Origin of the sequence: Mucilaginibacter ginsenosidivorans, from assembly GCF_007971025.1 — a bacterium.
GTDB classification, from domain to species: Bacteria; Bacteroidota; Bacteroidia; order Sphingobacteriales; family Sphingobacteriaceae; genus Mucilaginibacter; species Mucilaginibacter ginsenosidivorans.
Genome location: NZ_CP042436.1, coordinates 698,279 through 723,802, shown reverse-complemented (window position 1 = coordinate 723,802; position 25,524 = coordinate 698,279). Strand labels below are relative to the sequence as shown.

Annotated in this window: 19 protein-coding genes and 1 pseudogene; 12 read left to right on the top strand and 8 right to left on the bottom strand. The window is 46.5% G+C overall.

Annotated features, from left to right (window positions below; translation table 11 throughout):
* Window positions 1-18: 18 nt before the first annotated feature.
* Complete coding sequence (locus tag FRZ54_RS03320) at window positions 19-1,044, bottom strand: glycoside hydrolase family 113 (protein ID WP_147030228.1); 1,026 nt, start codon at window positions 1,042-1,044, stop codon at window positions 19-21.
* Between the two features lie 51 nt (window positions 1,045-1,095).
* Window positions 1,096-2,439 carry a zinc dependent phospholipase C family protein gene (locus FRZ54_RS03315; RefSeq protein ID WP_147030227.1) on the bottom strand — a complete coding sequence of 448 codons (1,344 nt, stop codon included), beginning with the start codon at window positions 2,437-2,439 and terminating at the stop codon, window positions 1,096-1,098.
* Window positions 2,440-2,563: 124 nt separating this feature from the next.
* On the opposite strand from FRZ54_RS03315, the gene pulA reads away from it, so the two are divergent.
* A complete protein-coding gene (gene pulA, locus FRZ54_RS03310) occupies window positions 2,564-4,546 on the top strand; it encodes a type I pullulanase (RefSeq protein ID WP_147030226.1) in 1,983 nt (660 codons plus the stop codon).
* 75 nt (window positions 4,547-4,621) lie between these two features.
* The gene (locus FRZ54_RS03305) at window positions 4,622-5,626 is read left to right on the top strand and encodes a LacI family DNA-binding transcriptional regulator (RefSeq protein WP_147030225.1); all 1,005 of its coding nucleotides are present in this window, start codon (window positions 4,622-4,624) and stop codon (window positions 5,624-5,626) included.
* A gap of 108 nt (window positions 5,627-5,734) precedes the next feature.
* On the opposite strand, the gene FRZ54_RS03300 is transcribed toward FRZ54_RS03305, so the two are convergent.
* The gene (locus tag FRZ54_RS03300) at window positions 5,735-7,903 is read right to left on the bottom strand and encodes a biosynthetic peptidoglycan transglycosylase (protein WP_147030224.1); all 2,169 of its coding nucleotides are present in this window, start codon (window positions 7,901-7,903) and stop codon (window positions 5,735-5,737) included.
* 192 nt (window positions 7,904-8,095) lie between these two features.
* On the opposite strand from FRZ54_RS03300, the gene FRZ54_RS03295 reads away from it, so the two are divergent.
* The 3 genes from FRZ54_RS03295 to FRZ54_RS03285 all read left to right on the top strand — a co-directional run bounded on the left by FRZ54_RS03295 (window position 8,096) and on the right by FRZ54_RS03285 (window position 10,313).
* Window positions 8,096-9,181, top strand: coding sequence for an Mrp/NBP35 family ATP-binding protein (locus tag FRZ54_RS03295; RefSeq protein WP_147030223.1), 1,086 nt, complete (start codon window positions 8,096-8,098; stop codon window positions 9,179-9,181).
* Between the two features lie 101 nt (window positions 9,182-9,282).
* Window positions 9,283-9,561, top strand: a complete 279-nt coding sequence (locus FRZ54_RS03290) for a NifU family protein (RefSeq protein WP_147030222.1) — start codon at window positions 9,283-9,285, stop codon at window positions 9,559-9,561.
* A gap of 113 nt (window positions 9,562-9,674) precedes the next feature.
* Window positions 9,675-10,313: a hypothetical protein gene (locus FRZ54_RS03285; RefSeq protein WP_147030221.1), complete on the top strand. Its 639-nt coding sequence runs from the start codon at window positions 9,675-9,677 to the stop codon at window positions 10,311-10,313.
* A 46-nt stretch (window positions 10,314-10,359) separates the two neighbouring features.
* On the opposite strand, the pseudogene def reads toward FRZ54_RS03285, so the two are convergent.
* The 3 genes and pseudogenes from def to FRZ54_RS03270 all read right to left on the bottom strand — a co-directional run bounded on the left by def (window position 10,360) and on the right by FRZ54_RS03270 (window position 13,233).
* A pseudogene (gene def / locus FRZ54_RS03280) lies at window positions 10,360-10,931 on the bottom strand (peptide deformylase).
* A gap of 17 nt (window positions 10,932-10,948) precedes the next feature.
* The gene (locus tag FRZ54_RS03275) at window positions 10,949-12,175 is read right to left on the bottom strand and encodes a M16 family metallopeptidase (protein ID WP_187359826.1); all 1,227 of its coding nucleotides are present in this window, start codon (window positions 12,173-12,175) and stop codon (window positions 10,949-10,951) included.
* Window positions 12,176-12,294: 119 nt separating this feature from the next.
* Entirely contained in the window at window positions 12,295-13,233 is a 939-nt protein-coding gene (locus FRZ54_RS03270; protein WP_147030219.1) for a sugar phosphate isomerase/epimerase family protein, read from the bottom strand.
* Between the two features lie 162 nt (window positions 13,234-13,395).
* On the opposite strand from FRZ54_RS03270, the gene hpt reads away from it, so the two are divergent.
* Window positions 13,396-13,938 (top strand): hypoxanthine phosphoribosyltransferase, encoded by a 543-nt coding sequence (gene hpt, locus FRZ54_RS03265; protein WP_147030218.1) that lies wholly within the window; start codon window positions 13,396-13,398, stop codon window positions 13,936-13,938.
* 66 nt (window positions 13,939-14,004) lie between these two features.
* On the opposite strand, the gene FRZ54_RS03260 is transcribed toward hpt, so the two are convergent.
* Window positions 14,005-15,102 (bottom strand): transglutaminase domain-containing protein, encoded by a 1,098-nt coding sequence (locus FRZ54_RS03260; RefSeq protein WP_187359734.1) that lies wholly within the window; start codon window positions 15,100-15,102, stop codon window positions 14,005-14,007.
* A gap of 65 nt (window positions 15,103-15,167) precedes the next feature.
* Here FRZ54_RS03260 and FRZ54_RS03255 point away from each other — a divergent pair, with 65 nt between their 5' ends.
* From FRZ54_RS03255 to FRZ54_RS03245, 3 genes are all read left to right on the top strand, one after another.
* The gene (locus tag FRZ54_RS03255; protein ID WP_228462611.1) at window positions 15,168-16,604 is read left to right on the top strand and encodes a GntP family permease; all 1,437 of its coding nucleotides are present in this window, start codon (window positions 15,168-15,170) and stop codon (window positions 16,602-16,604) included.
* 1 nt (window position 16,605) lies between these two features.
* Window positions 16,606-17,742 (top strand): glycerate kinase, encoded by a 1,137-nt coding sequence (locus FRZ54_RS03250; RefSeq protein ID WP_147030216.1) that lies wholly within the window; start codon window positions 16,606-16,608, stop codon window positions 17,740-17,742.
* 386 nt (window positions 17,743-18,128) lie between these two features.
* Window positions 18,129-20,375 (top strand): hypothetical protein, encoded by a 2,247-nt coding sequence (locus FRZ54_RS03245; RefSeq protein ID WP_147030215.1) that lies wholly within the window; start codon window positions 18,129-18,131, stop codon window positions 20,373-20,375.
* A gap of 248 nt (window positions 20,376-20,623) precedes the next feature.
* Here the strand turns inward: FRZ54_RS03245 and mfd are convergent, their stop codons facing one another.
* A complete protein-coding gene (mfd, locus tag FRZ54_RS03240; protein WP_147034405.1) occupies window positions 20,624-23,977 on the bottom strand; it encodes a transcription-repair coupling factor in 3,354 nt (1,117 codons plus the stop codon).
* 218 nt (window positions 23,978-24,195) lie between these two features.
* On the opposite strand from mfd, the gene FRZ54_RS03235 reads away from it, so the two are divergent.
* The 3 genes from FRZ54_RS03235 to FRZ54_RS03225 all read left to right on the top strand — a co-directional run bounded on the left by FRZ54_RS03235 (window position 24,196) and on the right by FRZ54_RS03225 (window position 25,386).
* A complete protein-coding gene (locus FRZ54_RS03235) occupies window positions 24,196-24,606 on the top strand; it encodes a DUF4199 domain-containing protein (protein ID WP_147030214.1) in 411 nt (136 codons plus the stop codon).
* Window positions 24,599-24,904, top strand: a complete 306-nt coding sequence (locus tag FRZ54_RS03230; protein ID WP_228462610.1) for a DUF2752 domain-containing protein — start codon at window positions 24,599-24,601, stop codon at window positions 24,902-24,904. The genes FRZ54_RS03235 and FRZ54_RS03230 overlap by 8 nt, the downstream gene beginning before the upstream one ends.
* A 116-nt stretch (window positions 24,905-25,020) precedes the next feature.
* Window positions 25,021-25,386, top strand: coding sequence for a TM2 domain-containing protein (locus FRZ54_RS03225; protein ID WP_147030213.1), 366 nt, complete (start codon window positions 25,021-25,023; stop codon window positions 25,384-25,386).
* Window positions 25,387-25,524: the final 138 nt, after the last annotated feature.

Here is a 25,524-nt window from a genome sequence, read left to right as displayed (position 1 = left end):
ACGGATATATCACCGAATTTACGGTTTCATTTGCTGGTAATATAGTGCAAGGCTATAAAATGCTTCCTTGGGTTGCCATTTTAATCCTTTGTAGCCTTCATCCGGTTCATTAACGGGTTTTACTATGCCAAAACTAGCCAGGTCGAGATCAAACCGGGGATTGGCATCGTACTTATACATAGGGTTTATAAAAGTGAACACAAAAGCAGCATAAACCTTTTCCTGCTTAATCAGATCAAGCGTTTCGGTAATGTAATTGGCCTGTACGCTTTCGTCCCGTAGATAGGCGTCCTTTACAATTTGCTTTTCACCCACCATTTCGGTTATGGCCCATCCCATTGGACCCTTATCTTCGGCACCTTTATAGGCGCAGCAACCAAATTCCATCACCACAACAGGCTTGTTGTATTTATAGTAGGCTTCTAATTGTTTATTATAAAATGCCCGGTTATAAGCGGCACGATAATGATCGATCCCGATCAGATCGAACAAGTCCCAATTGATCTTTTCCCACGTACCTGAGGCGTATGTTACCTGCCCCTTAAAATAGGTTCTTATCTGTTGCGTGGTTTCTTTCAGGTAAATATTTAGTTTACGGTAGATGCCCGCCCTCAATCCCAGCAGGTTAAGGATAAGCCCCACCGGGTTGAACATTTTGCCCAGCCTTTCGTAAATGGTCTCACCCTTCATAAAACCTTTAAGAAATATAGAATATTCAAATCCGGTCACGAAAATGATATTACCATATATAAGCCGCAGGTTTTCGGCTGCAATGGCACATTCTACCAGGTGTTGCGCGGCTTCGGCCGGTGCTGCATCAATATGAGCGGGTGTGAGCCAAACCTGCAGACCCAGCTGCAGGGCAAATTCTGCTGCTTTTGCCAGCCGGTAAGTATCATATCCTGTGATCTTAACAGCATCGCAATGCAGGTCATTTTTGATGATCTCCAGTTCTCTTTTTATTGTCGCCTCGTCAAAATCTGGTCGGCTTAATTCGTCTTTCCTGTAAAAAGTACCTATATCATAGTTTATCCCGCGTAGCATAAAAACCCCATACCTCTCTAATCCTATAAAAACTCTGAAGAGTTGTAAATATTATTTAACAGTACCTGCTGCAATTTTCGAGCCGGAAGTGTCTGGTGGGAATTTTAAACTGTCAATAGCAGTAGTTTTTGCGGTTCTGATTTGCTGTAGTGCCAGGTAAGTTTTCTCCCAGTCTATTTTGTATTCCTTATGCTCGTTAGACTTGGTCGTGGTATCAGGTTTGTTATAATAAGCAAGAATATTTTGGCGCAACGGAACGGTGAGGTTTTTGAATTTCTTTTCCTGTAATTGGATAAGTATCTGGCTGTAAGTCTGATCGGCTATAGCATACTCACCCGGTGTCGTTGGCATTCCGGTGTCAAAATTTATGTCCCTTAAACTAAGGTCTTCGTGCCGGAGAAGTTTTTGCAGGTCCTGCCGGTAACAGACCATTACAGTATCAAAGCTTTTAATGAATAACTTTTCGCCTTCCGGCCCCGGCGTTGTAAATTTCAGGGCTTTTAAAGGACCGACTTTCGGAAGTATTTTTATTATAAAAGCAGTGATCCTTGTCCTTAGATTTGGTCGCTCACGGTCACGTCCATAATCGTGAAAATATTCTTTTCTTTTTATTCTTGCATGAAACTTCCGGCTGTTCATAGCAGGGTTTGCTTTCATTATCTCAGCCTTTTTCATGGACCAGGCGGTGCGCGTAAGCCCGGGCAATAACGTTCTGACGGACCAGCGAAAGGTCGAAATCGTCAGATCCAGTTTGCCATTAAAAACATCGTCAAGATCCAATCCGTACGTCATTAAAAAAGCGCGTTCCAATAAGGGTTTTGAGACATTAAACCCAATAAAATCGTGATATTCCTGTGATGCATAATTGCCACGCGCCACTTGAAGTACATCAAAGCCAAATTCCATCCGGCTATGATAAATAGGTGCCTGCTCGTATGTAACAAGCTTGCCGAATTTTTTTCCGATAACAGGATACACTATAGGTTCGGCGACATTGGTAGCAAGTGAATGCCCGTATTCGTCGGTTAAATAATGAGAAAGTGCGCCGAGCGCAAGGGCATACTCGTTGATGTTTTTTGATTGGCCGATGAGGTTCGTTATAAAATCGCCGGTACGAACATAGTGCGCAAGATTGGTGAAATAGACGCTACCAAAAGGAAAATACCCCAAATCGGGCATAAGGCTGCCACCATAGGCATACGAATGCGCAACACGGAGCTCATCTTCGGTCGCGTTTGGATATTTTTCTTTGAGTAATGGTACTAACGACGGTTTCCAGCTTGCATCTATTATGGCAAGGTGAGCAAATACGGAGTATGCTTTTGAAGAGATCGGTAAGATAATTCCCAGAGAAACCGTGAGTAATAAATATCTTAAAAAACACTGAAGTTTCATTAATCAGTAAGTTTAGTTTATAGGTAACTCGGTGTGTATAAATGTTAGAAAGCTTAATATTGTTTTGAATGTCGATAACATTTTACAATTGATTACATTTAAAACGTGATAAAAGCATTCAGCTATGAAATTCCCGCGGATAGTTTTAGCATTATTTATGGTCTCTGTTTTATCGACCTCGTATAAACCCCAAAAAAATGATTACCCGGTATATAACGGGAACGATCTCGGTGTCAACTGGTCGCCGGAGCAAACCGTTTTTAAGATATGGGCGCCGACCGCTGCTGCGGTAAAACTAAGGTTGTATGCGGCGGGGGACGGAGGTAAACCTTTACAGACCATCAATTTGAGCAGAGCTAAAGACGGCGTTTGGGAAACTACGGTAAAAGAAAACCTTAAGAACCAGTATTATACTTTCCAGGCCAGTATTAATGGCCGGTGGCTAAAAGAGCGACCGGATATTTATGCAAAAGCGGTGGGCGTGAACGGCCAACGCGGCATGGTCGCCGACCTGGCATCGACCAATCCGAAAGGCTGGGCGCTGGATAAAAAGCCCGGGCAAAAGAACTTCACCGATATTATGATATACGAATTACATGTTCGCGATCTGTCTATGGATCCTAATTCGGGTATAACGCACAAAGGTAAGTTTTTAGGATTGGCCGAAACTAAAACCAAATCGCCGGACGGAACGTCGACGGGGCTGGACCATATCAAATCGCTTGGGGTAACACACATACATCTACTGCCCTCGTTCGACTACAATTCGGTGGATGAGACTAAGCCCGAAGCAAACCAGTATAACTGGGGTTATGACCCGCTTAATTACAATGTTCCGGAAGGCAGCTATTCGACAGATGCTTTCGATGGAAATGTGCGTATACGCGAGTTTAAAAAAATGGTGCAAACCCTGCATGCAAACGGCTTGCGTGTGATATTGGATGTGGTGTATAACCATACCAGCGACACCGCATCCAACTTTAACCAGTTTGTGCCGGGCTATTTTTACCGGCATACAGAAAAGGGCGCCTATTCAAATGCTACGGCTTGCGGCAATGAGACGGCATCGGAAAAGGCGATGATGCGTAAGTACATGATCGAATCGGTTGTATATTGGGCAAAGGAATATCACTTGGACGGTTTCCGGTTCGACCTGATGGGTGTGCACGACATTGAAACGATGAACGACATCAGCGCTGCGCTGCATAAAATAGACCCAACAATATTTATTTACGGCGAAGGCTGGACGGCCGGCAACAGCCCCCTGCCAGAGGACCTGCGCGCAGTAAAAAAGAATGCATACAAACTTGATAAAATAGCCGTTTTCAACGACGATATGCGTGACGGCATCAAAGGTGGCTGGAGCGATGTGAAATCAAAGGGTTTTGTGAGCGGCGCTCAGGACGCTGCCGAGAGTGTAAAATTCGGGATAGTGGGATCGGTGAAACATCCGCAGGTGGATTATAGCAAAGTGAATTATTCTAAAGCCCCCTGGGCGGCTGAACCCTATCAAACCATCAATTATGTCTCGTGTCACGATGATAATACCCTTTGGGACCGACTGAAAATATCCAACCCCGACGCTTCAGAAAAGGATCTTATCAAAATGGATAAATTGGCTAACACCATCGTTTTTACGTCGCAAGGGGTTGCATTTATGCATGCAGGAGCCGAAATGCTCCGGACCAAGAAAGGGATTCCTAATTCTTATAACAGCCCCGATGCCATTAACGAACTTGACTGGAGCAGGAAATCGAAATACAAGGATGTTTTCAACTATTATAAGACACTAATTGCTCTTAGAAAACATCATCCTGCCTTCAGGATGCCATCGGCAAAAATGATACGGGAACACCTGAAATTTATGGAAACAGCTGACCCGGATATGATTGCTTATCAAATCAGCGGCAACGCAAACGGGGATACCTGGAAAAATATTTTGGTGATATTTAACGGGAGCTTGTCGGACGGGCGGATTAATATACCTGAAGGGCGCTGGCGGCTTGTGATAGACGGAAAAACTATAAACGAGAAGAGCATGAAGGCTATTGGCGGCGGGCAGATAACAGTACCTGCCACAAGTGCCTGGCTGCTTTATGAACTGTAAACAGATTGAGCCTAAATTAATTAGGTTCAATACATACTTTTGTTACATTTGGAGGGAGTAATTTAGCTGCAAATAATGGATAACATCAATATCAAGGTGCTGGCCAAGAAACTTAATTTGTCCACATCGACCATTTCCAGGGCCTTTAGCGGAAGCACTGATATTAACAAGGATACCCGTGAACGGATACTTGCTTTCGCCAAAGAGCATAATTTCCTGCCAAACCATTATGCAGCCAACCTTAGGGATAAAAAAACCCGGACCCTGGCTGTTATTGTACCAGAAATAGCTAACGATTTTTTTGCCCAGGCCATAAACGGAATTGAAGAGGTAGCCCGAAAAAAGGGTTTTTACATCCTTTTGTATCGCACCGATGATGTTTTTGAAAAAGAAGTATCCTTTGTGAACTACCTGAATAACGGGAAGGTTGATGGTATCATTATGTCGGTGTCGGGCGAGGCAAATGATCACAATTACCTGAAGACCCTTGCTAAAAAGAACATTCCTGTAGTATTTTTCGATCGTGTTTACGAAGATATTGATGTATCCAAAGTTACTACGAACGACTACGAAAGCAGTTTTGAAGCTACAGAACACCTGATAAGCACTGGTTGCAAGCGAATAGCATACCTGGTAGTAAACAAAAGCATTTCCATTGGTAAGGTACGCATGCAGGGCTATGCTGATGCCCTGGCGAAACATGGTATGGTTTTCAATGATGAATTGGTGGTGGATTGCAGCCAGGATGAGAAGATCAATTATTCTATCATCAAAAACGCATTGGAAGACTTAAAGCCCGATGGCATTTTTAGTTCTGTTGAACGTTTGGCGGTTGCCGCGTATTACGTGTGCAATGATATGAATATATCGATACCTGGCGACCTGAAAGTAGTGAGTTTTTCGAGCCTGCAGATCGCACCGTTGCTTGGCCTTTCAACCGTTACGCAACCCGCTTATGAAATGGGTATCAAGGCTGCGACACTTCTATTTGATGAACTTGATAAGAAGGGCCAGCATGTGTTTAAGAAAACACACGTATTGAAATCGAAACTTTTTGTCAGGAAATCATCCGCAATATAAACAGTGCACAATTACCCCCCTTGGCCATTATCATCAAATTTTTTGATCGGTACGATTTCAGCTGAGCTATTGCCGTTTAGCTATAAATAAATTACGCTATTCCCAACACTACATCAATCCCTTATCGTGAAGTTCTTTACGTCGCTCCCGTTCTAATTTTTTCAGGGCGCGCTTTTCCTGGCGTATCTGTTTTTTGGTTTTGCCAGCGGTATCTACCCCCAGCTCTTCTTTTTTTGTAGTATCCTTTCTGCCGAACAGGCGTTGAAAGAAATTTGGCTTTTTCTCGGGCTGGGGTTGCTCCTGCAAGCCAAGCCCTATCGGGGTATCGTCGTCGTCGTTTGTCTGCTGCATCAGGCTATCGGCTACAGCCGTAGGTACCGGCGCTATTTCCTGTCGCAGGCTTTCTTTTAAACGTACATTTGCATAACCGTAACCTGTGCTGTCAGGCTCCGTCCAGCCATGGCCGGCCATTAATTTGCCTATCAGGTTGTAGTAGCCCTGCAGGCTTGGCCTTAGGCTTCCATCGGGCAGGAAGGAATATAACCCCGTTTTTGGGTGCGGCAATATGCTTGCCAGGTAAATGCCTTCGCCCAGGGTCAGTTCCGAGGGTGACTTGCCGAAATAATAACGCGACGCCTCACCAATTCCATAAACGTTCCTACCCCACTCCGCTACGTTGAAATAAACCTCCAGCATGCGATCCTTGCTCATAATATTATCGTTCTCGATTAGCCATACGATCAATATCTCCTCTATCTTCCTTGCGAGGGTTTTTTCCCTGCTTAAAAAGGTGTTTTTGATCAACTGCATCGAAATGGTGCTGCCACCGCGGGTGAACTTCTTTTTCTTAAAGTCGGTAGCTATAGAACGCCTTATGGATTCTATCACGAAACCTTTATTGGTGTAAAATGACGGGTCCTCAGAAGTCATGCAGGCATAACGCACATTGGGGGATATTTGACTAAGCGGTGTAAAATCAGGATTCTGCGGCCCTATAATGCGGGCGGGCATAGGCTTCCCTTTTTCGTAAGGAACATAGGTAAACACCCTGTTCAACTTGCTCAAATCGGTTTTGCCGTATTTTGTGATATGGAAACCCTGTTTGTCCAGCGCCGATTCGAATTGCACCTGGTCGGGGTTCGAAGTATCAAGGAAAAGGTGAAGATGATATTTTAATTTCCCTACTACTTTGATACCCTCCAGGGATTCAAACAGACCTCCCGGCGAAGCATCAAACACATCCTGCGCATCGAGCCAGTCTGTATTTATTTTCACGGTAAATATCTTAACCGGGTTAAGCTGGTATTTTAAATAGGGCTTTATGGTGATCTTTTTAAGATGTATGAGCGAAGTGCTGTCCAGCGAAACATAATTTTTCCCGACGAATACATTTGCATCTATTGAACCGTCCGGCACCACGATGTCGCTTGATGAAAGAGCCTGGTGGTTCACCACCAAATTCCTGACGGCCCAGTAACCATATATTTTTGTAATACCGTCGCTATTCTCCACCTTTTGTAAGCGGGTGGTAACGGTATCAAAATTAACCTTAAGGTGGAAACGTTTTTCGATAACCGGGAGTTCAACCTTTTTGCCATCGGCATAAAGGCTTACATCAATATCCTTATCGGAGGGGTGCATTTTGCCGGCAAAATGCCAGGTTGCTGTATCATCAACTTTAATGGTCGAGCTCAGTTTGCCGTTTTTGATCTGCGCTGTTTGCGCGAGCATTTTTACACCGGCACTGTCATCTTTAAAGGTGATGAGAAAATTTTTCAGGTCGAGATTATCCGGGATCTTATATAGTACCTGCTTCATCAGGTTGTTGGCAACAACAGACAGATCGATCTTGGTTTTAACCGTCGTATCTTTTTTCTTACGGAACAGGAAGTCAAAATTCTTAACGCCCTTAATGCTTGTCAGGTTTAGGTGGCCGTCATCCAGCACCACATCGGATAGTTTTACCTTGCCGAATATCAATGGCATTAGCCTTACACTGACGTCGAATCTTTTGATATTAAGCAGGCTGTCGCGTTGCTCGGGTACAACGGTAATATCCGAAAAGGAGACGGTGGCCAGCCCGGTGAACCGCGCTGAACCGATCTTAACGTCGAGGTTATAATCTTTTTTTGCTTTGGCCTGTGCGCTGGCGATCTCTTTCCGCAGGATAGCTTCGCGTTTGGAGTATGCTATGTAACCACCAATAGAGAAGAGAACGATCAGAACAATAACTATGATGCCGGTTACCCGGATATATTTTGGCAGAGGGCGTTTCATCAGGTAATTTTATCCAAAGCTAAATTAAATCTTATCCGATACAAACGCGGGTATAGTTAAAATGTTTATTGGCAGGTAATACTTAATTCTAAGATCAGGTTAATCTGCAAAAAAATCGCTGAAGAACAATCTGTTCATTTTATCATTACGCTGACACTCAATAGCCCTCGATTTAGTATTTTTGTAGTTGCTATGACAATAACCACCGAACAAGTATTACAAGCGCTGGGCAATGTGGAAGAGCCGGACCTGAAAAAGGACCTGGTGACGCTGAACATGATCCAGGACATCAGGATAGACGGTAATAAGCTAAGCTTTTCCGTTATCCTTACCACACCGGCCTGCCCGTTGAAAGCGATGATCGAAAATGCATGCCGAAACGCCATAAGTTATTTTATCAGTAAGGAAGTAGAGGTGAGTATCAACATGACATCGCATGTTACCACCCAAAAGAACACAGGCGTTCCGGGGGTGAAAAATATCATAGCGGTGGCGTCGGGGAAAGGCGGCGTAGGCAAATCTACGGTCGCGGTGAACCTGGCCCTGGGCCTGGCGCATGCAGGTGCTAAAGTAGGCCTGATCGACGCGGATATTTACGGGCCCTCGCTGCCTATCATGTTCGGCCTGGAAGGTGCACGCCCTAAAGCCAGCCAGCTGGAGGGAAAGACACGCATTGAACCAATTGAGAAATACGGAATTAAATTACTATCGATAGGATTCTTTACTGATCCCAACCAGCCCGTTCCATGGCGGGGGCCTATGGTTTCGACCGCAGTAAAGCAATTATTTAACGATGCCGACTGGGGCGAACTGGATTATTTGGTAGTCGACCTGCCGCCGGGCACGGGGGATATTCATATCACGGTGTCGCAAAGCTTCCCGGTTACCGGTGCGGTCATCGTTACCACGCCGCAAAACGTAGCGTTGGCTGATGCCAAAAAAGGCATTGGCATGTTTATGATGAGCGCTATTAATGTGCCGCTGCTGGGTATAGTAGAGAATATGAGCTATTTTACGCCTGCCGAATTGCCGGATAACCGCTATTATATTTTCGGCCAGGGCGGGGGGCAAAAGCTGGCTTCGCAGTTAGAGGTGCCGTTTTTGGGCGAGATACCGCTGGTAAAAAGTATAAGTGAATCGGGCGATGCAGGGATGCCGGTGATACTGGATGACGCCAACCCGATGAGCAAAGCTTTTTTGGATATGGCCAAACGCGTAGCACAACAGGTGGCCATCGCTAACGCAACAGCCAATGGTAAAGCACCGGTTTTGCCCTGATACTGCTTTGATTATTCAGACTGGAGTCTCGTGCGACCGGTTGAGGCTGATTAATGAGAATTTGCAAATAATTAGTAATTTTACTTTATAAATTAGTAAAAATGAGTTTGATAGAACAGGTAGAGGCAGCCCTTGATACGATCCGTCCGTACCTGGAGACTGATGGCGGGAATGTTTCGGTAGAGGAGATAACTCCCGAAAATGTGGTTAAATTGAAATATTTAGGTGCTTGTGGTAATTGCCCGATGAGCATTATGACACTGAAGGCGGGTATTGAAGAAGCTATAAAAAAGGCCGTGCCGGAAATAACAGGTGTTGAAGCAATAAATCTGACCGACATTGACGACCCTAATGCTGTGCTCCCTGCAAATTTGCAATAATTGTTAAGTATTGTTAAATTACAAGGCTATTTGCGGCAATAAATTATTTTTGTTTGGTAATTTGAAACCATTTTAAGGCGGACAGGTATAAATAACAAAGAGATCAATTATAAATGAAGTACCTTATCGGCATATTGTTCCTGTTAGTTTCTGTAGGCGCCATGGCCCAGCAGAAGGAAAAGCCATTGGTGCAGTTCAGCGGCGTCGTGCATAATGCTGATAGTACCAAATCGATAGTGCCTTACGTAACCATCACCAATAAATCTTTTAATAATCAAACTTTTGTATCCAGCTACAACGGCTACTTTTCATTTGTGGCACATGAGCAGGATACATTGGTTTTTACCAGCATAGGCTTCGCGGCTACCACGGTAGTTATCCCTGCCAATTTGCCGGCTAAAAGTTACACCACACAGGTAAATATTAAACCTCAAATAGTGAATTTACCGACATTCCGGGTATTCCCCTGGGCCACTACTGATGAGTTTAAGAAGGATTTCCTGAACATGAAACTGGCCGATGACGACCTGGAAATAGCACGCAAGAACATCTCTCACATTACCATAGCGGCATCAGGAAATACGCTGCCAAGGGATGGTGGCGAAATGCAGGCCGGTTATGCACAGCAAGAGCATAATAACATTGTGAACTCGCACTCGACTGTAAACCCATTATTGAGCCCGATAGCCTGGGGTACGCTCATCAACCAGATAGCCGCGGGGGATAAAAGCAGGCAGAACAACGGGAATTAGGTCATACACCGACTTAAGACTGCTGACTAAGAGCTTCAGACTTAAATTAACGCCCTTTCTTAGCGGCAGGGAATTTCATTTTATAATCCACGTCGACAATACCCTGGATATGTCGTTCAGTTTCTTCTCGATGAGGCGCCTGCGCAGCGGGCTTAATTTATCGGTAAAGAGCTTACCTTCAATGTGGTCATATTCATGCTGTATGATGCGGGCCGCCATGCCTTTGAAGGTTTCTTCGTGGTGCTTCCAGTTTTCGTCGTAGTAAGATATCTGAATCACCGGTTTGCGGTAAACGTCTTCCCGAATGTCGGGGATGCTGAGGCAGCCCTCATTAAAACCCCATTCTTCGCCAGTTTCTTCCAGTATCTGCGCGTTAATAAAAGCTTTTTTGAAATCGTTCAGTTCCGGCTCCTCATCGCCAAATGGCGTTGCATCCACAATAAAAAGACGCATAGATAAACCTACCTGCGGGGCGGCCAGGCCAACACCGCGCGCGCCATACATGGTCTCGAACATATCATTTACCAGGCCCTGAATATGCGGATATTCGGCCGGTTCAATGGCAGTCGCTTTTTTTCTTAATACCGGGTCGCCGTAGGCAATGATGGGCATCTTCATTGTACAAAAATACAGCTTTATTGCTTAGGCTCAAAGACCAGAGTGGTCAGCCTATTATCAAAAATTTCGTTACTTATCTCCAGAACCTGCTCTGCCGTAACCATTTCTATCTTGCCAAATATCTGCTCCAGCGTATCCACATAACCGAAATCAAGCAGGCTTTTGGCCATGGAAATGATGAGACCTATCCGATTCTCTTCGGCTAAGGCTATTTGTCCGATGAACTTTTGTTTGGCCTGGTGCAATTGCAGTGTGCCGAGTTTTTGATCGCGCAGTTTTTTTAATTCTTTATGGACCAGTTTATCGGCCTTTGCTGCCTTTTCAGCATCGGTACCGAAATAGATGGAAAAAATGCCGGCATCTGAAAGCGGGGTGTAGTTAGATTCAATGGTATAGGCAATGCCGTATTTCTCGCGTATTTCCAGGTTCAGGCGGTTACTCATGCCGATGCCGCCGAGCAGGTTGTTCAATAACAGGAGGCCTGTTTTATGATGATGCGCGGCAGGATAGGCCCGGTTGCCGATGATGCAGTGGGTTTGGCTTATGGGTCGCGCAAGGCTAACCTTTTCGCCCTCCTGATCAGCTGGCTGGCTGCGGTGCTTTTGGGCCTGATTTGCCGGGACATCACCGAAATACTTTTCACAAAGCTTAACCAGCTTATTAAAATCATGGTCGCCGATAACCGCAAAAACCATTTCGGAGGTATTGTAGTTATCTGCCATGAATTGGCTGATATCCATTTTGTTCAGGGCAGCAACCGACCCTGGGGTACCTAAAATATTCTTACCTAAAGCGTGGTCCTTAAAAAGCAGTTCCTCAAAATCGTCCTGTATAGCTTCTTCCGGCTGATCGAGATAGGAGGCGATCTCATCCAGTATAACTCCGCGTTCTTTTTCTAACTCTTCCTGCGGGAAGGTGGAATGAAACAGGATGTCTTCAAACAGGTCCACCGTCCGCTCCAGGTGCTGTCTCAATAGCGACGCATGTACACAGGTATATTCCTTGGTGGTGTAGGCATTCAGGTCGGCGCCTACGAGTTCCAGGCGGTTCAATATCTGGTTGGTACTGCGGCGTTCGGTTTCCTTAAATAAAAGGTGCTCGATAAAATGCGCCAGGCCCTCTTTACCCGCGGGTTCATCGCGCGAACCGGCATTCACCACGAAACAGCAGTGGGTAATGGCGGACGGGAAGGGCTTATGTAAAATCCTGATACCGTTGGCTAAGGTATGGACCTGGTAATCGATCATGAGGGGCAAAGATATAGGTTTTAGTCCGAATGTCAGAAGATCGGAAAGTCTGGAATAGGTGCTCGGTTGTTTGCATGATTTTCAGATCGGAACAGGTGTTCTATTCGGGGGTATTTTCACACCCCGTCGGCTAGCTTCTTCATCTTCTCTAAACAGGTCTTCGCTACGGTTAAAGCATCCTGTTTGTAGTAGGCCGTGTTGAATAATTCGGCTGAAAGGATGAGTGGTTCATCATGCCGTTTCAGCGTTTTGAGGATGCGTTTGATCGGCGCCACGCCATCACCTGGATAAATACGGTCTGCGTCGGTGATAATGTCGGCGGCCAGGGTCGCAGGATAATCATTCATGTGGAGGATATCGACGTGCGCCGGATTTAACAGTGAAAGCATATCCAGCGGGGTTTTCCCCCGGTACAGGTGAAAAACATCCAGCAGGATATTGGCTTTTTTATGGCCACTTTCCATAGCAATGTAGGTTACTTCACTCACGCGGTCGAGCTTTTTCTGGAAGCCCCATAGTTCGAGTATGGGCAGTACGCCTGTTTCGTCGCCCATTTCCAGTACGGCGCGATAGCGTTTCGCCATCGTATCGAGACTGGTCGCGGGATTTTCCGGCAGGCCCTTGCCGGTTGCTGCTATGCGCTTGCAGCCCAGTTGCGCCACCATGTCCATTTCCTTTTTCATCTGTTCTATTGCCTTTTTACGCTTTTGGTCATCGTCAACTATCCATTCGGCGAAAGCGATGCAATTCTCGACCGTCAGGCCAAGTGCATCCAGGCGTGTTTTAACCTCTGTCAACGTGCCGCCATGTTTTAAGTAATCGTGCAGGCTGTCTATCCATATTTCGACATGACAGAAACCGGCTTTTGAGGCTACTTCGAGTTCTTTCATAAACCCTAAATTTTGCCCGCGAATAGTGGACATATTAAGACTGAAGACGAAAGGCGCCGGGTTCACTTTTGCAGATGAGGCGTCTGCCTTTGGAACGACCGATGCACCGGCTGCCAGGCCAATGAACTGTAAAGCGGCCCGGCGGTTAATGATTGTTTTGGACATGATGGTTAAATGTAAGAAAAGCCTGCGATTTTAACTCGTAAGTCTGCCTGTCTGCGGGCGCCTGTAGTTAAGCGCAGGTAGCGGTATCTGGGCGCTGCAGAAATTTCCCGTTTTAATGTCGTTCTAATATTGTTAATTGCACAGAATATATACATTTACGGCATGAAAACCGCAGTTGCCGACCTGAATTTTGAATTGCTGATCCCTTATGACCGGCTGGAGGCCCGTATAAAAGAACTGGCCCACGAGATCAGTACCGATTTTAAAGGTCGTAATCCGGTAGTGGCAGGGATACTGACCGGCAGCTTTTTATTCGTCGCCGACATGGTGAAGAACCTGGAGATCCCTGTGGAAGTGACATTTACCAAACTGGCCTCCTACTTTGGCGGTACATCAAGCACCCGCCGGATACGGGACGACTTCGACCTGACCATTGACGTTAAGGGCCGCGATATTATCCTGGTGGAGGATATTGTTGATACGGGTAACACACTGCATTACCTGATTGATAAGCTGAAAGTGCGCGAGCCCGCTTCTATTACGGTATGTACGCTGCTGCTGAAACCCGAGGCCATAGAAATTTCTATTGAAGAGTTGAAATATGTCGGCTTCCAGATACCTAATGAATTTGTGGTTGGCTACGGACTTGATTACAAGGAACAGGGACGGGGCTTGATGGGAATCTATAGGAAGGTCAATAATTGAGTTTTTTATCCTCTGGTCACTAACCAAATTAACCACTTAACTCAATCCAACTTAATCAACCAATATTCATCTTAAGGTTTTCATCAGTTCTGTTGTCGCTTCGAGCCCCATAATGCATTTGCTTAGCAGGGCGGAGGCACTTATCTGGTCGTCGGAATAATTATGAATCCGGCTCAATAATTTGATTGCTTTCTGGTAGTTGGTAAGCGCATTTGATACGACAGTTTTGTTGTAATTGCCAGAAGCCACGGCCGAGCCGGTATCGTCTATCGACTTGTTATAGGACGTCACCGCAGCGTTATACTCATCTATAGCGGCATTGGAGCAGGTAACAGCCAGGTTGTAATAATGATAAGCGTAGTCGCCTATGGCCGGGTAAAAGCTATAGGCATTGTCGGCCTCTTTCAGCTCCTGTGCATCTTTATCCAGTTTTTCAAATGTTGCTATGCTATCGGCATAATTATAATATTTCAACGTGTCGCGCAACATGGAGTTGTAACTGTCGGATCGGATAAACGCGTTCATGGGAATAGGATGGCTGAGCAGCTGCCATTTCGGATCGGCAGGTAAATGCTTTTCGACAAAAGCCTCGGGCGAGATAAATACCTGCGAGGTATCAGGCTGCATATAGTAATGTAAGCCACCGGCCTCGTAACGTAAATACCCGCTGCTCCAGGTAAGGTCCATTAGCCGGTACTGGTTGTCGAGCCATACGACGTTCCAGGCATGGTTGGCTTTGCTAAAGGCTTCGCCGGGCCGGTAGTTGAAAGCCTTGGCATAACCCCTGATGATATAACACTTGATACCCGCTGCGTCACACATGGCTTTGAACAGTTCGGAATAGTCCTGGCAAACCCCTTTTTTAGTTCGCAACGTTCCGTTTATACCGTCGGTGTTATAAACATCCTGCAGAAATCCGGAAATGTCGTAGCTGATATTCAGCATGATCCAGTAAGAGAATACCTTCACAATTTCCCGCTGGCCCGAGGCCGGCTGTTCAAGATACGCGACCAGCTTCCCCAGGTCCATGGTAACATCGGCGGGGGTATTTCGGGCATGATCGTACAGTCTTTTATCAGTCGTATCGGTGATTCGATAAGCATATACAAAGGAATTTTGAATAACAGCGAAAAGGATCAGTATGAGCGCCTTGCTTCTCATCATAACCAGGGTTAGGGGGTACATTGGTTATATAAATATAAACAAATGTTAAGTTTTTCGCAAGCAGCATGCCTGCATTATTTCTCAGCGAAGCCGGAAACTTTGGACCCGGTTTATTTCTTTTGCGCCTTATTCGTATTTTGCATCTGACCAAAGCGGCTTTTTTTGCCGGCAACCTGATGACCCATTCGTTACCCTATTTGCTTTTCCTGCTTGCTGCCGGCGTGGCTGTCATCGTTTTGATGACGACAAAATTAAGGGTGCCGGCATTTTTTGCGCTGCTTGCGGCATGCTTGCTGGTAGGCACTGGTATACAATTTCCGCTGACACAAACTGTGGATGTGATGAAGACCGGCTTCGGCAACATTATGAAGTCGCTGGGATTAATTATCGCACTGGGTACAACGCTTGGCGTGTTGCTGGAATATACAGGAAGCACCACGGTGATGGCATCGGCACTATTGAAACTGCTTGGTAACCAACTGGCACCCCTGGCTATGAGTATTACGGGCTTTGTGGTCGGCCTGCCGATATTTTGTGATTCGGGCTATATCGTGTTAAGTGGCCTTAATAGATCGATGGCCAAAAGGACCGGTATTTCGGTGGCCACCATGTCGGTTTCTCTGGCTACCGGGCTTTATGCTATTCATTGCCTGGTGCCGCCCCACCCCGGGGCATCCGCTGCCGCTACCGCTATCGGGGTCGATTTTGGCAGGCTCATACTGGTGGGCGTTTTAGTAGCCTTGCCGGCAATGGTCGTCGGCAATTTGTGGGCGCGATACGCCGGAAAAGGATCAATTGAGGTTGAAGACGACGAAATGGATGAAGCAACTGATGTGGATGCACTGCCATCGTTGCTGAAAGCTTGCCTGCCGGTTTTCGTGCCGATCATATTGATAGCCCTGAAGTCGTTTATGATAGCGGGCAATAAAACAAGCGGATGGCTGAGTTTGGCAAATGCATTAGGCGACCCGTCGATAGCCCTGTTGGTGGGGGTGCTGCTGGCGTTTAATTGCAAGCGGAAATGGACAAAGGCCGAACTTCACACATTGCTGCATAACTCTGTGGAAAAGGCAGGCGGGATATTGATGATCATCGGTATGGGCGGCGCCTTTGGTGCAATACTCGCCGCTACGAAGATAGGCGAACATTTCGGGCAGTCGGTGGCGCTGGGGAGCATGGGTATCTTTTTCCCGTTCCTGCTTACCTCGGTTTTGAAAACGGCACAGGGCTCGTCAACCGTGGCAATCATTACAGCCTCGTCGCTGGTGCTGCCATTGTTACCCGCACTGGGTTTGGATAACGAAACCGGGAAACTGTTATGTGTGCTGGCGATGGGTGCAGGATCGATGATGATATCGCATGCCAATGATGCTTACTTTTGGGTGATAGCCAAATTCTCGGGTCTCGGTATGAAGGCCATGCTGCGTGTTTATTCCGTTGCCAGCCTGCTGATGGGGCTGACGACCCTGGCGATGGTTTATTTATTATCGAAGATATTATAAAATGCATATCCTTATAGCTCCAAATGCGTTTAAAAATAGCCTTGATGCCGCGCAAGTGGCTTTGGCTATAGAAGAAGGCTTAAAGCAAAGCAGGCTGGACTGTACAACCGAATGCTTTCCCATAGCCGACGGCGGCGACGGTACGGGCGGTCTTATTGTTGAAAGATGCAAGGGTAAAACGGTAAAGCAAAGCGTTCGCGATCCGCTTGGGAGGGAGATAGCCTCATCTTTCGGTTTGATCGGCGATGGAAAAGCGGCAGTGATCGAAATGGCGGATGCCTCGGGTTTGAGGTTGTTAAAGAAGGAGCAGCTTGACCCCATGTGGGCCTCTTCTTACGGGACCGGTGAGCTGATCAAAGCGGCGCTGGATAAAACGGTAAAAAGGATAATTATCGCGATGGGCGGCTCGGCGACGGTAGACGGCGGCTGCGGGATATTGAGCGCGCTGGGAATAAAGTTTTTGGATGATGCGGGCAGGGAATTAATAGCCAGGCCGAAGGAATTGGCAAAAATGGCCAGGATAGATGCTTCCGGTATTGATGACCGCATATTAAATTGCGAAGTAGTGATATTGTGTGATGTGGATAATACGTTACTCGGCACACAGGGTGCGGCGGCAGTATTCGGCCCGCAGAAAGGGGCAACACCGGGTGAAGTTGAATTACTGGATTCTTTCCTGGCGAATTTTGCGGCGATCTCCAAAACGCAAACAGGGACCGACATGGTTGCGATCAAACATGGCGGAGTAGCGGGCGGGGCTACGGCCGGATTGTATACCTGGCTGAATGCGAAGCTGGTAAACGGCATCGAATATTTCCTGGAACTAATAGGCTTTGATGAAGCTTTAAAGCGCAGCGACCTGGTGATCACCGGCGAAGGCAGCATCGACAGGCAGACCTTACAGGGCAAGGGCCCATATGGTGTGGCAGTGAAGGCTAAAGCATTGAACTTGCCTGTTGTCGCGTTGGCGGGCAATGTATCGGCGGAAGGAGATGAAGAATTAAAGCGTTATTTTGATGAACTAATATGCATCAACGAAGAGGGCTTCGACATTGCGGAAGCAATAAAAAATACAAGGGGAAACCTCATTAGGTCGGCAATCTCAGTCGGCAATTCGATCGCTTCAAAAATCATCTGAAAAGCAAGTGAAGGCTTCAAAATCTGCACTATTAATCGGTTCATTCACTTTAAGGCGCGACCATCATAATGTTAATCATTAACTGCCTTCCTGATTATTCTTGTTATTCGTAACCGTAGTGCAAACGCGGACAATTAGATGGCTAAACATCTATCAATTACCTGAAATTGAGCGCGTTAATACACCCTACGCTATCCCGTAGAATTACGCTGCAATACGCGTAAAAGCCACGTCATTAAAGCCATTTTATATCCGAAATTTTACATCATAATAAACCTGTCACTTTTTGTACTAAAGGAAAAAGCAGAAAATCCTTAAAAAAAGAGTAAGCGACCAGGTTGCCGAAAAGGGTAAACAGAGTAGGCGTAAAATTAAATCAATTCGTTATGGCCAAGAGAGAAGAAAAGAGCCCCGTAATTATCAGGATACCCAAAGGCTCGGAAAAAACAGCTGAAAATTTAAGACTTTACCTTGTAAACAATGAGGGGGAAGTAATTGAATCCGCATCGCTGAAAGGCGGCGAGGTTAAGCTGAAAACAAGTTCGCAGAATATTAAGGCAAACGCCAAAGTGTACATAGCGCCCGAGCTGCCGGCGGAAACCAGGGAAATAACGATCAACGAAAAAAGACTGATCAATATGGGCGCCTGGCAACCTTCGTTCCGGCTGCCGCCCAATAATATTTTCCAAATACCTTTTTTTCCTCCTTTCCCGTTCCCGCTTCCTTTTGGATGGTGCAATATTACCGGCATAGTTACCAAAACGTTCCAGGTAAACGGCGCGCCCGAAGTTTTGCCTCTTTGCGATGCCAAGGTGCATATTTGCGATGTGGAGCGTATCTGGTTTATCATTAACCGCATACCTGATGCTGTTTTGAACGACCTGAGGCACAGGCTGCAGGAGGTTATCAAGTTTCCCATACCCATTCCCGACCCTGGTCCGGAGCGGAACATCAACGTCAGCAGGCTCGCACAGGTGGCCGCACCTTTGACACAGGCGAGGGAACTGAAAATAGACCTGCCCGCCCGCCCTGAACTTCCGGTACATGTGCAGAACGCAGTGTTGACCGGCTCTATTGAATCGTTCCGCACATCGATCGTTAAAAATTTCGGACTTTACCATCCTTACCTCTGCTGGTGGCCCTGGTTCTGGCCCTGGTTTTATGATTGCGAGGAAATAGCCACAGTAACCACCGACTGTAACGGCCGCTTCGATTACAACATGCTTTACTTCCTTAACAACCATCCCAATGTATACGTTTGGGTTGAAGTGTTGATAAACGGCTGTTGGGTTACGGTCTACCGCCCATGGATATCCTGCCATACATACTGGAACTACGCCTGTGGCACCGAGATCAATATTTCGGTTACCAATCCTGATATTTTGCCTTGTACCTGTCATGGCGATAGTATCGACGACGATCATGTATGGATAGAAAACGTAAATTACGGAACGAGCATCCGCAGTATACAGCAATCTTCGGTGCCAAGTGGTCACCTTGATAACGCAGTTGGCTTGACAGCTTATGGCGGGTATGGAAATATAAGTCCCTTTGCCAAAACCTTCCCTTTTGTGGTGCAGTTTGGCGATGGACTGAATGCCATGGGTGTTACCCATTACCGGTGGAGCTACCAGCAGAAGATGAATGCCTATCTTACCGCTGTTTCGGACACCAGGCATATCATAGGCGGCGACCTGTCCAAATCGTACAATCACTGGATACAGGTGTCGCCTACCGACTGGGAGAACCTGCCCGGGAGCGTTACTCTGGGACCATTCCTTGACCCATCCAGCCGTGTGATGTATAAAGTACCACACATGGACGCAGCTGTGGACTCAGGAGTTCCCGGCGCATTCTGGAACGCGGATACTGCTTCGGTTAATATCAGTACCAACGGCTGGAACCCGGGACTTTATGAGTTTACCCTGGAACTGCTGGATAACAACGGCAACGTGGTGCCGCTGAACGTCAACCCGTTCAAGGTTAACCGCTTAGGTACAGACCCCACGCCCGTGCCGCCTGGCCTTAATACGATAGATGCGGATGGCCTTCCCGAAAACTACGTGATCAAAAATATCATTGGCAAAACTATCGGGTTTAAATTCCTGATGCGTGTTGACAATGATTATTGCTATGCGGGCATTTCGGATGCACTGGTTGACGGACGGACCACCGATACCGAATGTGGTACCGGCTATTATGACGACAAGAATACCGATAACGTCGACCTGTATTTCCAGGCCGGGCATCCGCATAATTTTGCCGTGTACAGCTTCAATGTTTACAAGGGCAACAGCGGCACCCTGGGGTTTGCGGCATCGTCCGGAACTTCGGCAAATGCGAACAACGTTATCCCGCCTGCTATGGTAACCGCGGGAAATAACGGTTATGACATTAGCCTGGTGGATATTCCTGTACCTACACCACCGCTGCCCGCTAATCCCGTTCACCCGGTTTCGCACATGGACCAATACCATAAAACCATACCGGTGAGCGATATGCTTGGTACTTGTACCATGGCCGCTTTCTCGGAGAATTTAACTGTTACGGCAACGCAAACCAATGGCAGCACTACCCTGCTTGGGTTTGATGCAGGTTATGTAGCAGCTATAGCAATTGCGCCTAATTCTTAGGCGTTGATAAAAGATCGATCCCTGCCTCTGTTCGTAAGAATGGGGCAGGGATTTTTGGTAGTCGCCGGTTGTCCGATTTTGGTTAAAACAGGTTATTTAGGGACGAAAAAGCGTCAACTTGAGGCCGAAAAGGAGCAACTTCAGGCAAGTTTGCGCCTGTTTTTTGCACGAAAGAGACAGTTTAAGACATCGTGTTGTTTTTTAAAGCAGTATTACTGCCGGCGAGAACAAGAACGCCCTTAATAAACTCAAATTGCAACGGGTTCGGCTATATCAGTCAATAGTTCCACGGCGTCGTCAATGGAGTTTACGTTCTCAACGCTGATGCGCAGGGTACTTTTAACCTCCTTTAAATTGGTTCGGCGGGGGTTAGATTGAACAAATGACAACACCTGCCTGAACATATCCGTTTCAAAGTATGGCGATTGCTGGCTGGCTATAAAATAACCACGCAGGACATTCTTTTTCAATGATATCTTTTCAAAACCAATAGCACGGCCCAGCCATTGCAGGCGCATTGTATTTAGCATGTCGCGCACCTGGGGCGGCACCGGCCCGAAGCGGTCATGAAGTTGTTGTTCAAATGCCTGCAGCTCGACTTCGTTTTCCAGTTTGGACAGCTCGGTATACAGGTTATAGCGCTCACCGATATTGGTCACATACTCGTCCGGGATAAGGAGTTCCATATCCGTATCGATCTGGGTGAAAGATATATAAGGGCGGGGTTTATCATCTGTGAACAAACCCTTGAACTCGTCTTCTTTCAGCTCCTGTATGGCTTCGTCGAGGATCTTATGGTACATCTCAAAACCTATCTCGGCAATAAAGCCGCTCTGTTCGGCGCCCAGCAGGTTACCGCTGCCGCGGATGTCCAGGTCGCGCATGGCAACGTTAAAGCCACTGCCCAGGTCAGAGAATTCTTCTATGGCGCTCAGCCGTTTCCGGGCCTCTGAAGTAAGGGTTGATAAAGGCGGACTTAACAAGTAACAATAAGCTTTCTTGTTGCTCCGGCCCACGCGGCCGCGCATCTGGTGCAGGTCGCTGAGCCCGAACATGTGGGCATGGTTGATGATGATGGTATTTGCGTTGGGTATATCCAAACCCGCTTCGATAATGGTAGTAGCCACCAGCACGTCATATTCGCCGTTAACGAATTTGAGCATTACGTCTTCCAGTTCATCGCCTTCCAGTTGGCCGTGCGCAATGCCCACCCGAGCCTTCGGCACCAGCTTATGGATAAGCCCGCCAAGCTGCATCAGGTCGGCAACACGGTTATGGATAAAGAAAACCTGCCCGTTGCGCTCTATTTCGTGTTCGATGGATTCTTTGATCAGCGTATCGTTAAATACATGGAGCTCGGTAACTACGGGCTGCCGGTTAGGCGGTGGAGTGGATATGATGGAAAGATCGCGCGCGCCCATCAGTGAGAAATGCAATGTGCGCGGGATGGGCGTAGCTGTGAGTGTCAGCGTATCCACATTGGCCCGCATGGCCTTCAATTTCTCTTTGGTGGTCACGCCGAATTTCTGTTCTTCGTCTATGATCATCAGGCCAAGGTCCTTAAACTTAACGTCCTTGCTCACCAGCCGGTGCGTGCCGATGATGATATCTACTTTGCCATCCTTCAGTTTCTCAAGGGTGTCCTTGATCTGCCGACTGGATTTGAAGCGGTTCACATAATCAATATTAACAGGGAAACCCTTAAGGCGGTCGGAAAATGTTTTATAATGCTGCGCCGCCAGGATAGTGGTTGGTACCAGGATAGCCACCTGCTTGCTGTCGGCAACAGCTTTAAAAGCCGCCCTCACAGCAACTTCGGTCTTCCCAAAACCAACGTCGCCGCAAATAAGGCGATCCATCGGGTGCGGCGATTCCATATCGCGCTTAAAATCGGCCGTAGCTTTTTCCTGGTCCGGGGTATCCTCGTAAATAAACGACGCCTCCAGTTCAGTTTGCAAATAACTATCGGGGCTAAATGCGTTGCCCTCCTTGGCCTTGCGCAAAGCGTAAAGCTTGATCAGGTCGCGGGCTATGTCTTTAACTTTTTTTTTTGTGGTTTTCTTCAGGCGCTCCCAGGTGTCGGTACCCAGCTTGTTCATTTTGGGAACGGTACCCTCTTTGCCGCTGTATTTGGATATGCGGTTAAGCGAATTGATGTTTACGTATAACAAATCGTTGTCGGCATAGATCAGGCGGATCATCTCCTGCATTTTGCCATTCACTTCCACTTTCTCCAGCCCGGCATATTTACCGATACCATGATCGATATGGGTAACATAGTCACCGGGTTTCAATTCGCGCAGCTCTTTCAATGTAATGGCCTGCGAGCGCTGATAACCTTTGCGTAGCTTGTATTTATAGTAGCGGTCGAATATCTGGTGATCGGTATAGCAGGCGATCTTTTGCTCACGGTCCACAAATCCTTCGCGCAGCGCGATACTTACCGGGGTAAACTTTACGGTTTTGTCCAGGTCGTCTAAAATGGCATAAAGCCGTTCAACCTGCCGGGCCGAATCGGTAACGATAAAGTTTTCGATCTTATCGGCTTCGTTGTTTTTAAAGTTATGGATAAGCAGCGTAAAATCTTTATTGAACGATGGCTGGGGCCGCATATCGAAATCAACGCTTTTGCTATCCTGGTAAAAGAACTGTTTACCAAATTCAACTACAGGAAAATCGTGCAGCTGGTCGGCTATTAGTTTTTCGTCGGTAAAACCAAATTTGGGGTCTATCCAATCCGGGTTCTTTTGCTTTTCATCCGCCGATAAAGCCTTCCATAGTTCAACGGCCTTTTTATAGCCGCTTTTAATAATATCCAGGGTAAACTGAACATCTTTTATCCAAAGCTGGGTGCCCGGCTCAACATATTCTAACAGGGAAATGTTATTCTCCGTCAAAAACTTCGACTGCACATTGGGAACGATAGTAATGCTTTTTACCTGTTCGACTGAGAGCTGGCTCTCTATCTCGAATGTCCGGATGGATTCTATCAGGTCGCCAAAAAACTCGACGCGGTAAGGCAGATCGTGCGAGAAGGAAAAGATATCGACAATACCACCCCGGATAGAGAACTGCCCCGGCTCGTACACAAATTCAACACGCTCAAAATCATAATCGACCAGGAACTCGTTGATAAAATCGATACTCAGTTTGTTATTAATAGCAATTTCGAGGGTATTCTTTTCAAGCGAGGCGCGGTCTATCACCTTTTCTGCCAGGGCCTCGGGATAGGTAACAATGAGTTTACCAAACTCTGATGAGTGGTTCAGTTCGTTCAAAACCTCGGCACGCGCCAAAACATTGCTGCTGTCGGGCTGGGTAAATTCAAATGCTTTGCGATACGATGAGGGGAAGATCAGCACTTCTTTGCCCGTCAGGTTTTCCAGGTCGGCCTGGAAATAAGAGGCCTCTTCCCTGTCGGGAAGCACGAATACCATATGCGGGTGCTGCAAAAAATACAAAGCTACCGCCACCGCCGCATCGCCCGACCCGACCAAACCACGTAACTGAACCCTGGGATCTTTTCCGGCGTTCAGCGCCTGCGCCAAAGCCGTTACCCGTTCATCAGCCTTGTAACGCTCTAAGATATCACGGATATTCAAACCGCCGCAAATATAGCAAAAAAGCTGCTGTACATTTAAACCGGCAACCTTTCGCCGCAAAAACAGGTAGTTAATAAAAACAAACCCTGCTGAAATTCACTTTTATGGATATTGTAATTTACTCTAAATAATCACGTATATTTATATAACCATTTGGTCACCTAACACTATCGCTGCACGGTTATCCTCTGCGGCGGACCCTTTAAAGCAAATAAATTATGAAAAACGCAATCGTACCCGGACTAATTATTGGACTATTAAGTGGCGTGTGGCTTTTTATTATGCACGCAATGGGCCTAACCTTTAGCAATGATACTGTAAACCCGATCGAATTTGTTTCTGTGCTGATACCCATTATCGGGTTATACTATGGCGTAAAAGTTTACTGTTATAAAGAACTGGAGGGGCAAATGAATTTTTTTGAAGGGCTGGTACACTGTTTTAAGATATTGATCGTCGCCGGGATATTCGTCGTTTTCATAGGTATTATCTATATCAATTATATCGATTTCGGAGCGGTTAACTGGAAGGATTTTTCGGGCCGTATATTTGCCGCGTTGCTTATCGGGGTTTTATCGTCTCTGGCGGTATCTTTGCTGGTAATGACCAAAGGCAAAAAAGTTGATTAAGCGGCTATTCAGCAAATATTTCGAGTTAGTTTTTTGGATCGCGGCAATCGCAGCCCTCGCTTTTGCTGATCCGGCAGGGCCGGCACATTTCAGCTTATGCCCTTTTAAAGCATTAGGTTTTACGTGGTGCCCGGGCTGCGGCTTAGGGCATTCTATTGCCTGGTTATTTCACGGCAATATAACCAACTCGTGGCATGCTCACTGGCTGGGTATACCGGCGCTTGGTATTATTTTTTACCGAATTTATAGTTTGGTAAGGCTCAGGTTCTTCGATCAAAATGCGCTTTTAATTAAATAATATATTTCGCCGCCATATTTCCGCCGCTCACCGGATAGATGACAGATTTTGCCAGTTTTGTATTGCCGGATATAATCTCCTATATTAGTTTTACATCAACTTTAAAACTCATCATCATGGATATGTACCAAAATAATCCCTACATGGCTCTTCCCGGTGTAACACCCGAAGAATTGGGATATATACAGCAGGCCCTGGCCCAGTTGACCGAAAGCCAGCAGAAGTTTTTCTACATGAGCTATACCAGCAAAAGGAAGAATTCCCAGGATATACTGATTTTCACACTCATCGGGTTTTTTGGGGTAGCGGGGATACATCGGTTTGTACTAGGTCAAACAGTAATGGGCCTTCTTTACTTGTTTACTTTCGGGTTTTGCTGGATTGGAACTATAGTTGATTTGGTAAACAACAAATCGCTGACACTGGAATACAACCAGAAAATGGTTTACGAAAGTTTCCAAATGGCCAAAATGGCAAGCTAAAGCCATACGCTGAACATTACTATAGAATACCTGGCACAATAAGCAATTGCTATGAGTACCGGGTTTTTTGCCGTTACCTCAAACAGCCCGGCATGCCTTAAGCGATGCTATAAAAGTGGATTTAAGCTATATTTGTGT

Bases quoted from the DNA above. Each gene is read 5' to 3' on its own strand.
- FRZ54_RS03290 (WP_147030222.1), top strand. From the start codon at position 9,283: ATGAGTTTGATAGAACAGGTAGAGGCAGCCCTTGATACGATCCGTCCG.
- FRZ54_RS03235 (WP_147030214.1), top strand. From the start codon at position 24,196: ATGAAAAACGCAATCGTACCCGGACTAATTATTGGACTATTAAGTGGC.
- FRZ54_RS03270 (WP_147030219.1), bottom strand. From the start codon at position 13,233: ATGTCCAAAACAATCATTAACCGCCGGGCCGCTTTACAGTTCATTGGC.
- FRZ54_RS03285 (WP_147030221.1), top strand. From the start codon at position 9,675: ATGAAGTACCTTATCGGCATATTGTTCCTGTTAGTTTCTGTAGGCGCC.
- FRZ54_RS03250 (WP_147030216.1), top strand. From the start codon at position 16,606: ATGCATATCCTTATAGCTCCAAATGCGTTTAAAAATAGCCTTGATGCC.
- FRZ54_RS03260 (WP_187359734.1), bottom strand. From the start codon at position 15,102: ATGATGAGAAGCAAGGCGCTCATACTGATCCTTTTCGCTGTTATTCAA.
- FRZ54_RS03315 (WP_147030227.1), bottom strand. From the start codon at position 2,439: ATGAAACTTCAGTGTTTTTTAAGATATTTATTACTCACGGTTTCTCTG.
- hpt (WP_147030218.1), top strand. From the start codon at position 13,396: ATGAAAACCGCAGTTGCCGACCTGAATTTTGAATTGCTGATCCCTTAT.
- FRZ54_RS03300 (WP_147030224.1), bottom strand. From the start codon at position 7,903: ATGAAACGCCCTCTGCCAAAATATATCCGGGTAACCGGCATCATAGTT.
- FRZ54_RS03320 (WP_147030228.1), bottom strand. From the start codon at position 1,044: ATGCTACGCGGGATAAACTATGATATAGGTACTTTTTACAGGAAAGAC.
- FRZ54_RS03245 (WP_147030215.1), top strand. From the start codon at position 18,129: ATGGCCAAGAGAGAAGAAAAGAGCCCCGTAATTATCAGGATACCCAAA.
- FRZ54_RS03225 (WP_147030213.1), top strand. From the start codon at position 25,021: ATGGATATGTACCAAAATAATCCCTACATGGCTCTTCCCGGTGTAACA.
- FRZ54_RS03255 (WP_228462611.1), top strand. From the start codon at position 15,168: ATGCCTGCATTATTTCTCAGCGAAGCCGGAAACTTTGGACCCGGTTTA.
- FRZ54_RS03295 (WP_147030223.1), top strand. From the start codon at position 8,096: ATGACAATAACCACCGAACAAGTATTACAAGCGCTGGGCAATGTGGAA.
- pulA (WP_147030226.1), top strand. From the start codon at position 2,564: ATGAAATTCCCGCGGATAGTTTTAGCATTATTTATGGTCTCTGTTTTA.
- FRZ54_RS03305 (WP_147030225.1), top strand. From the start codon at position 4,622: ATGGATAACATCAATATCAAGGTGCTGGCCAAGAAACTTAATTTGTCC.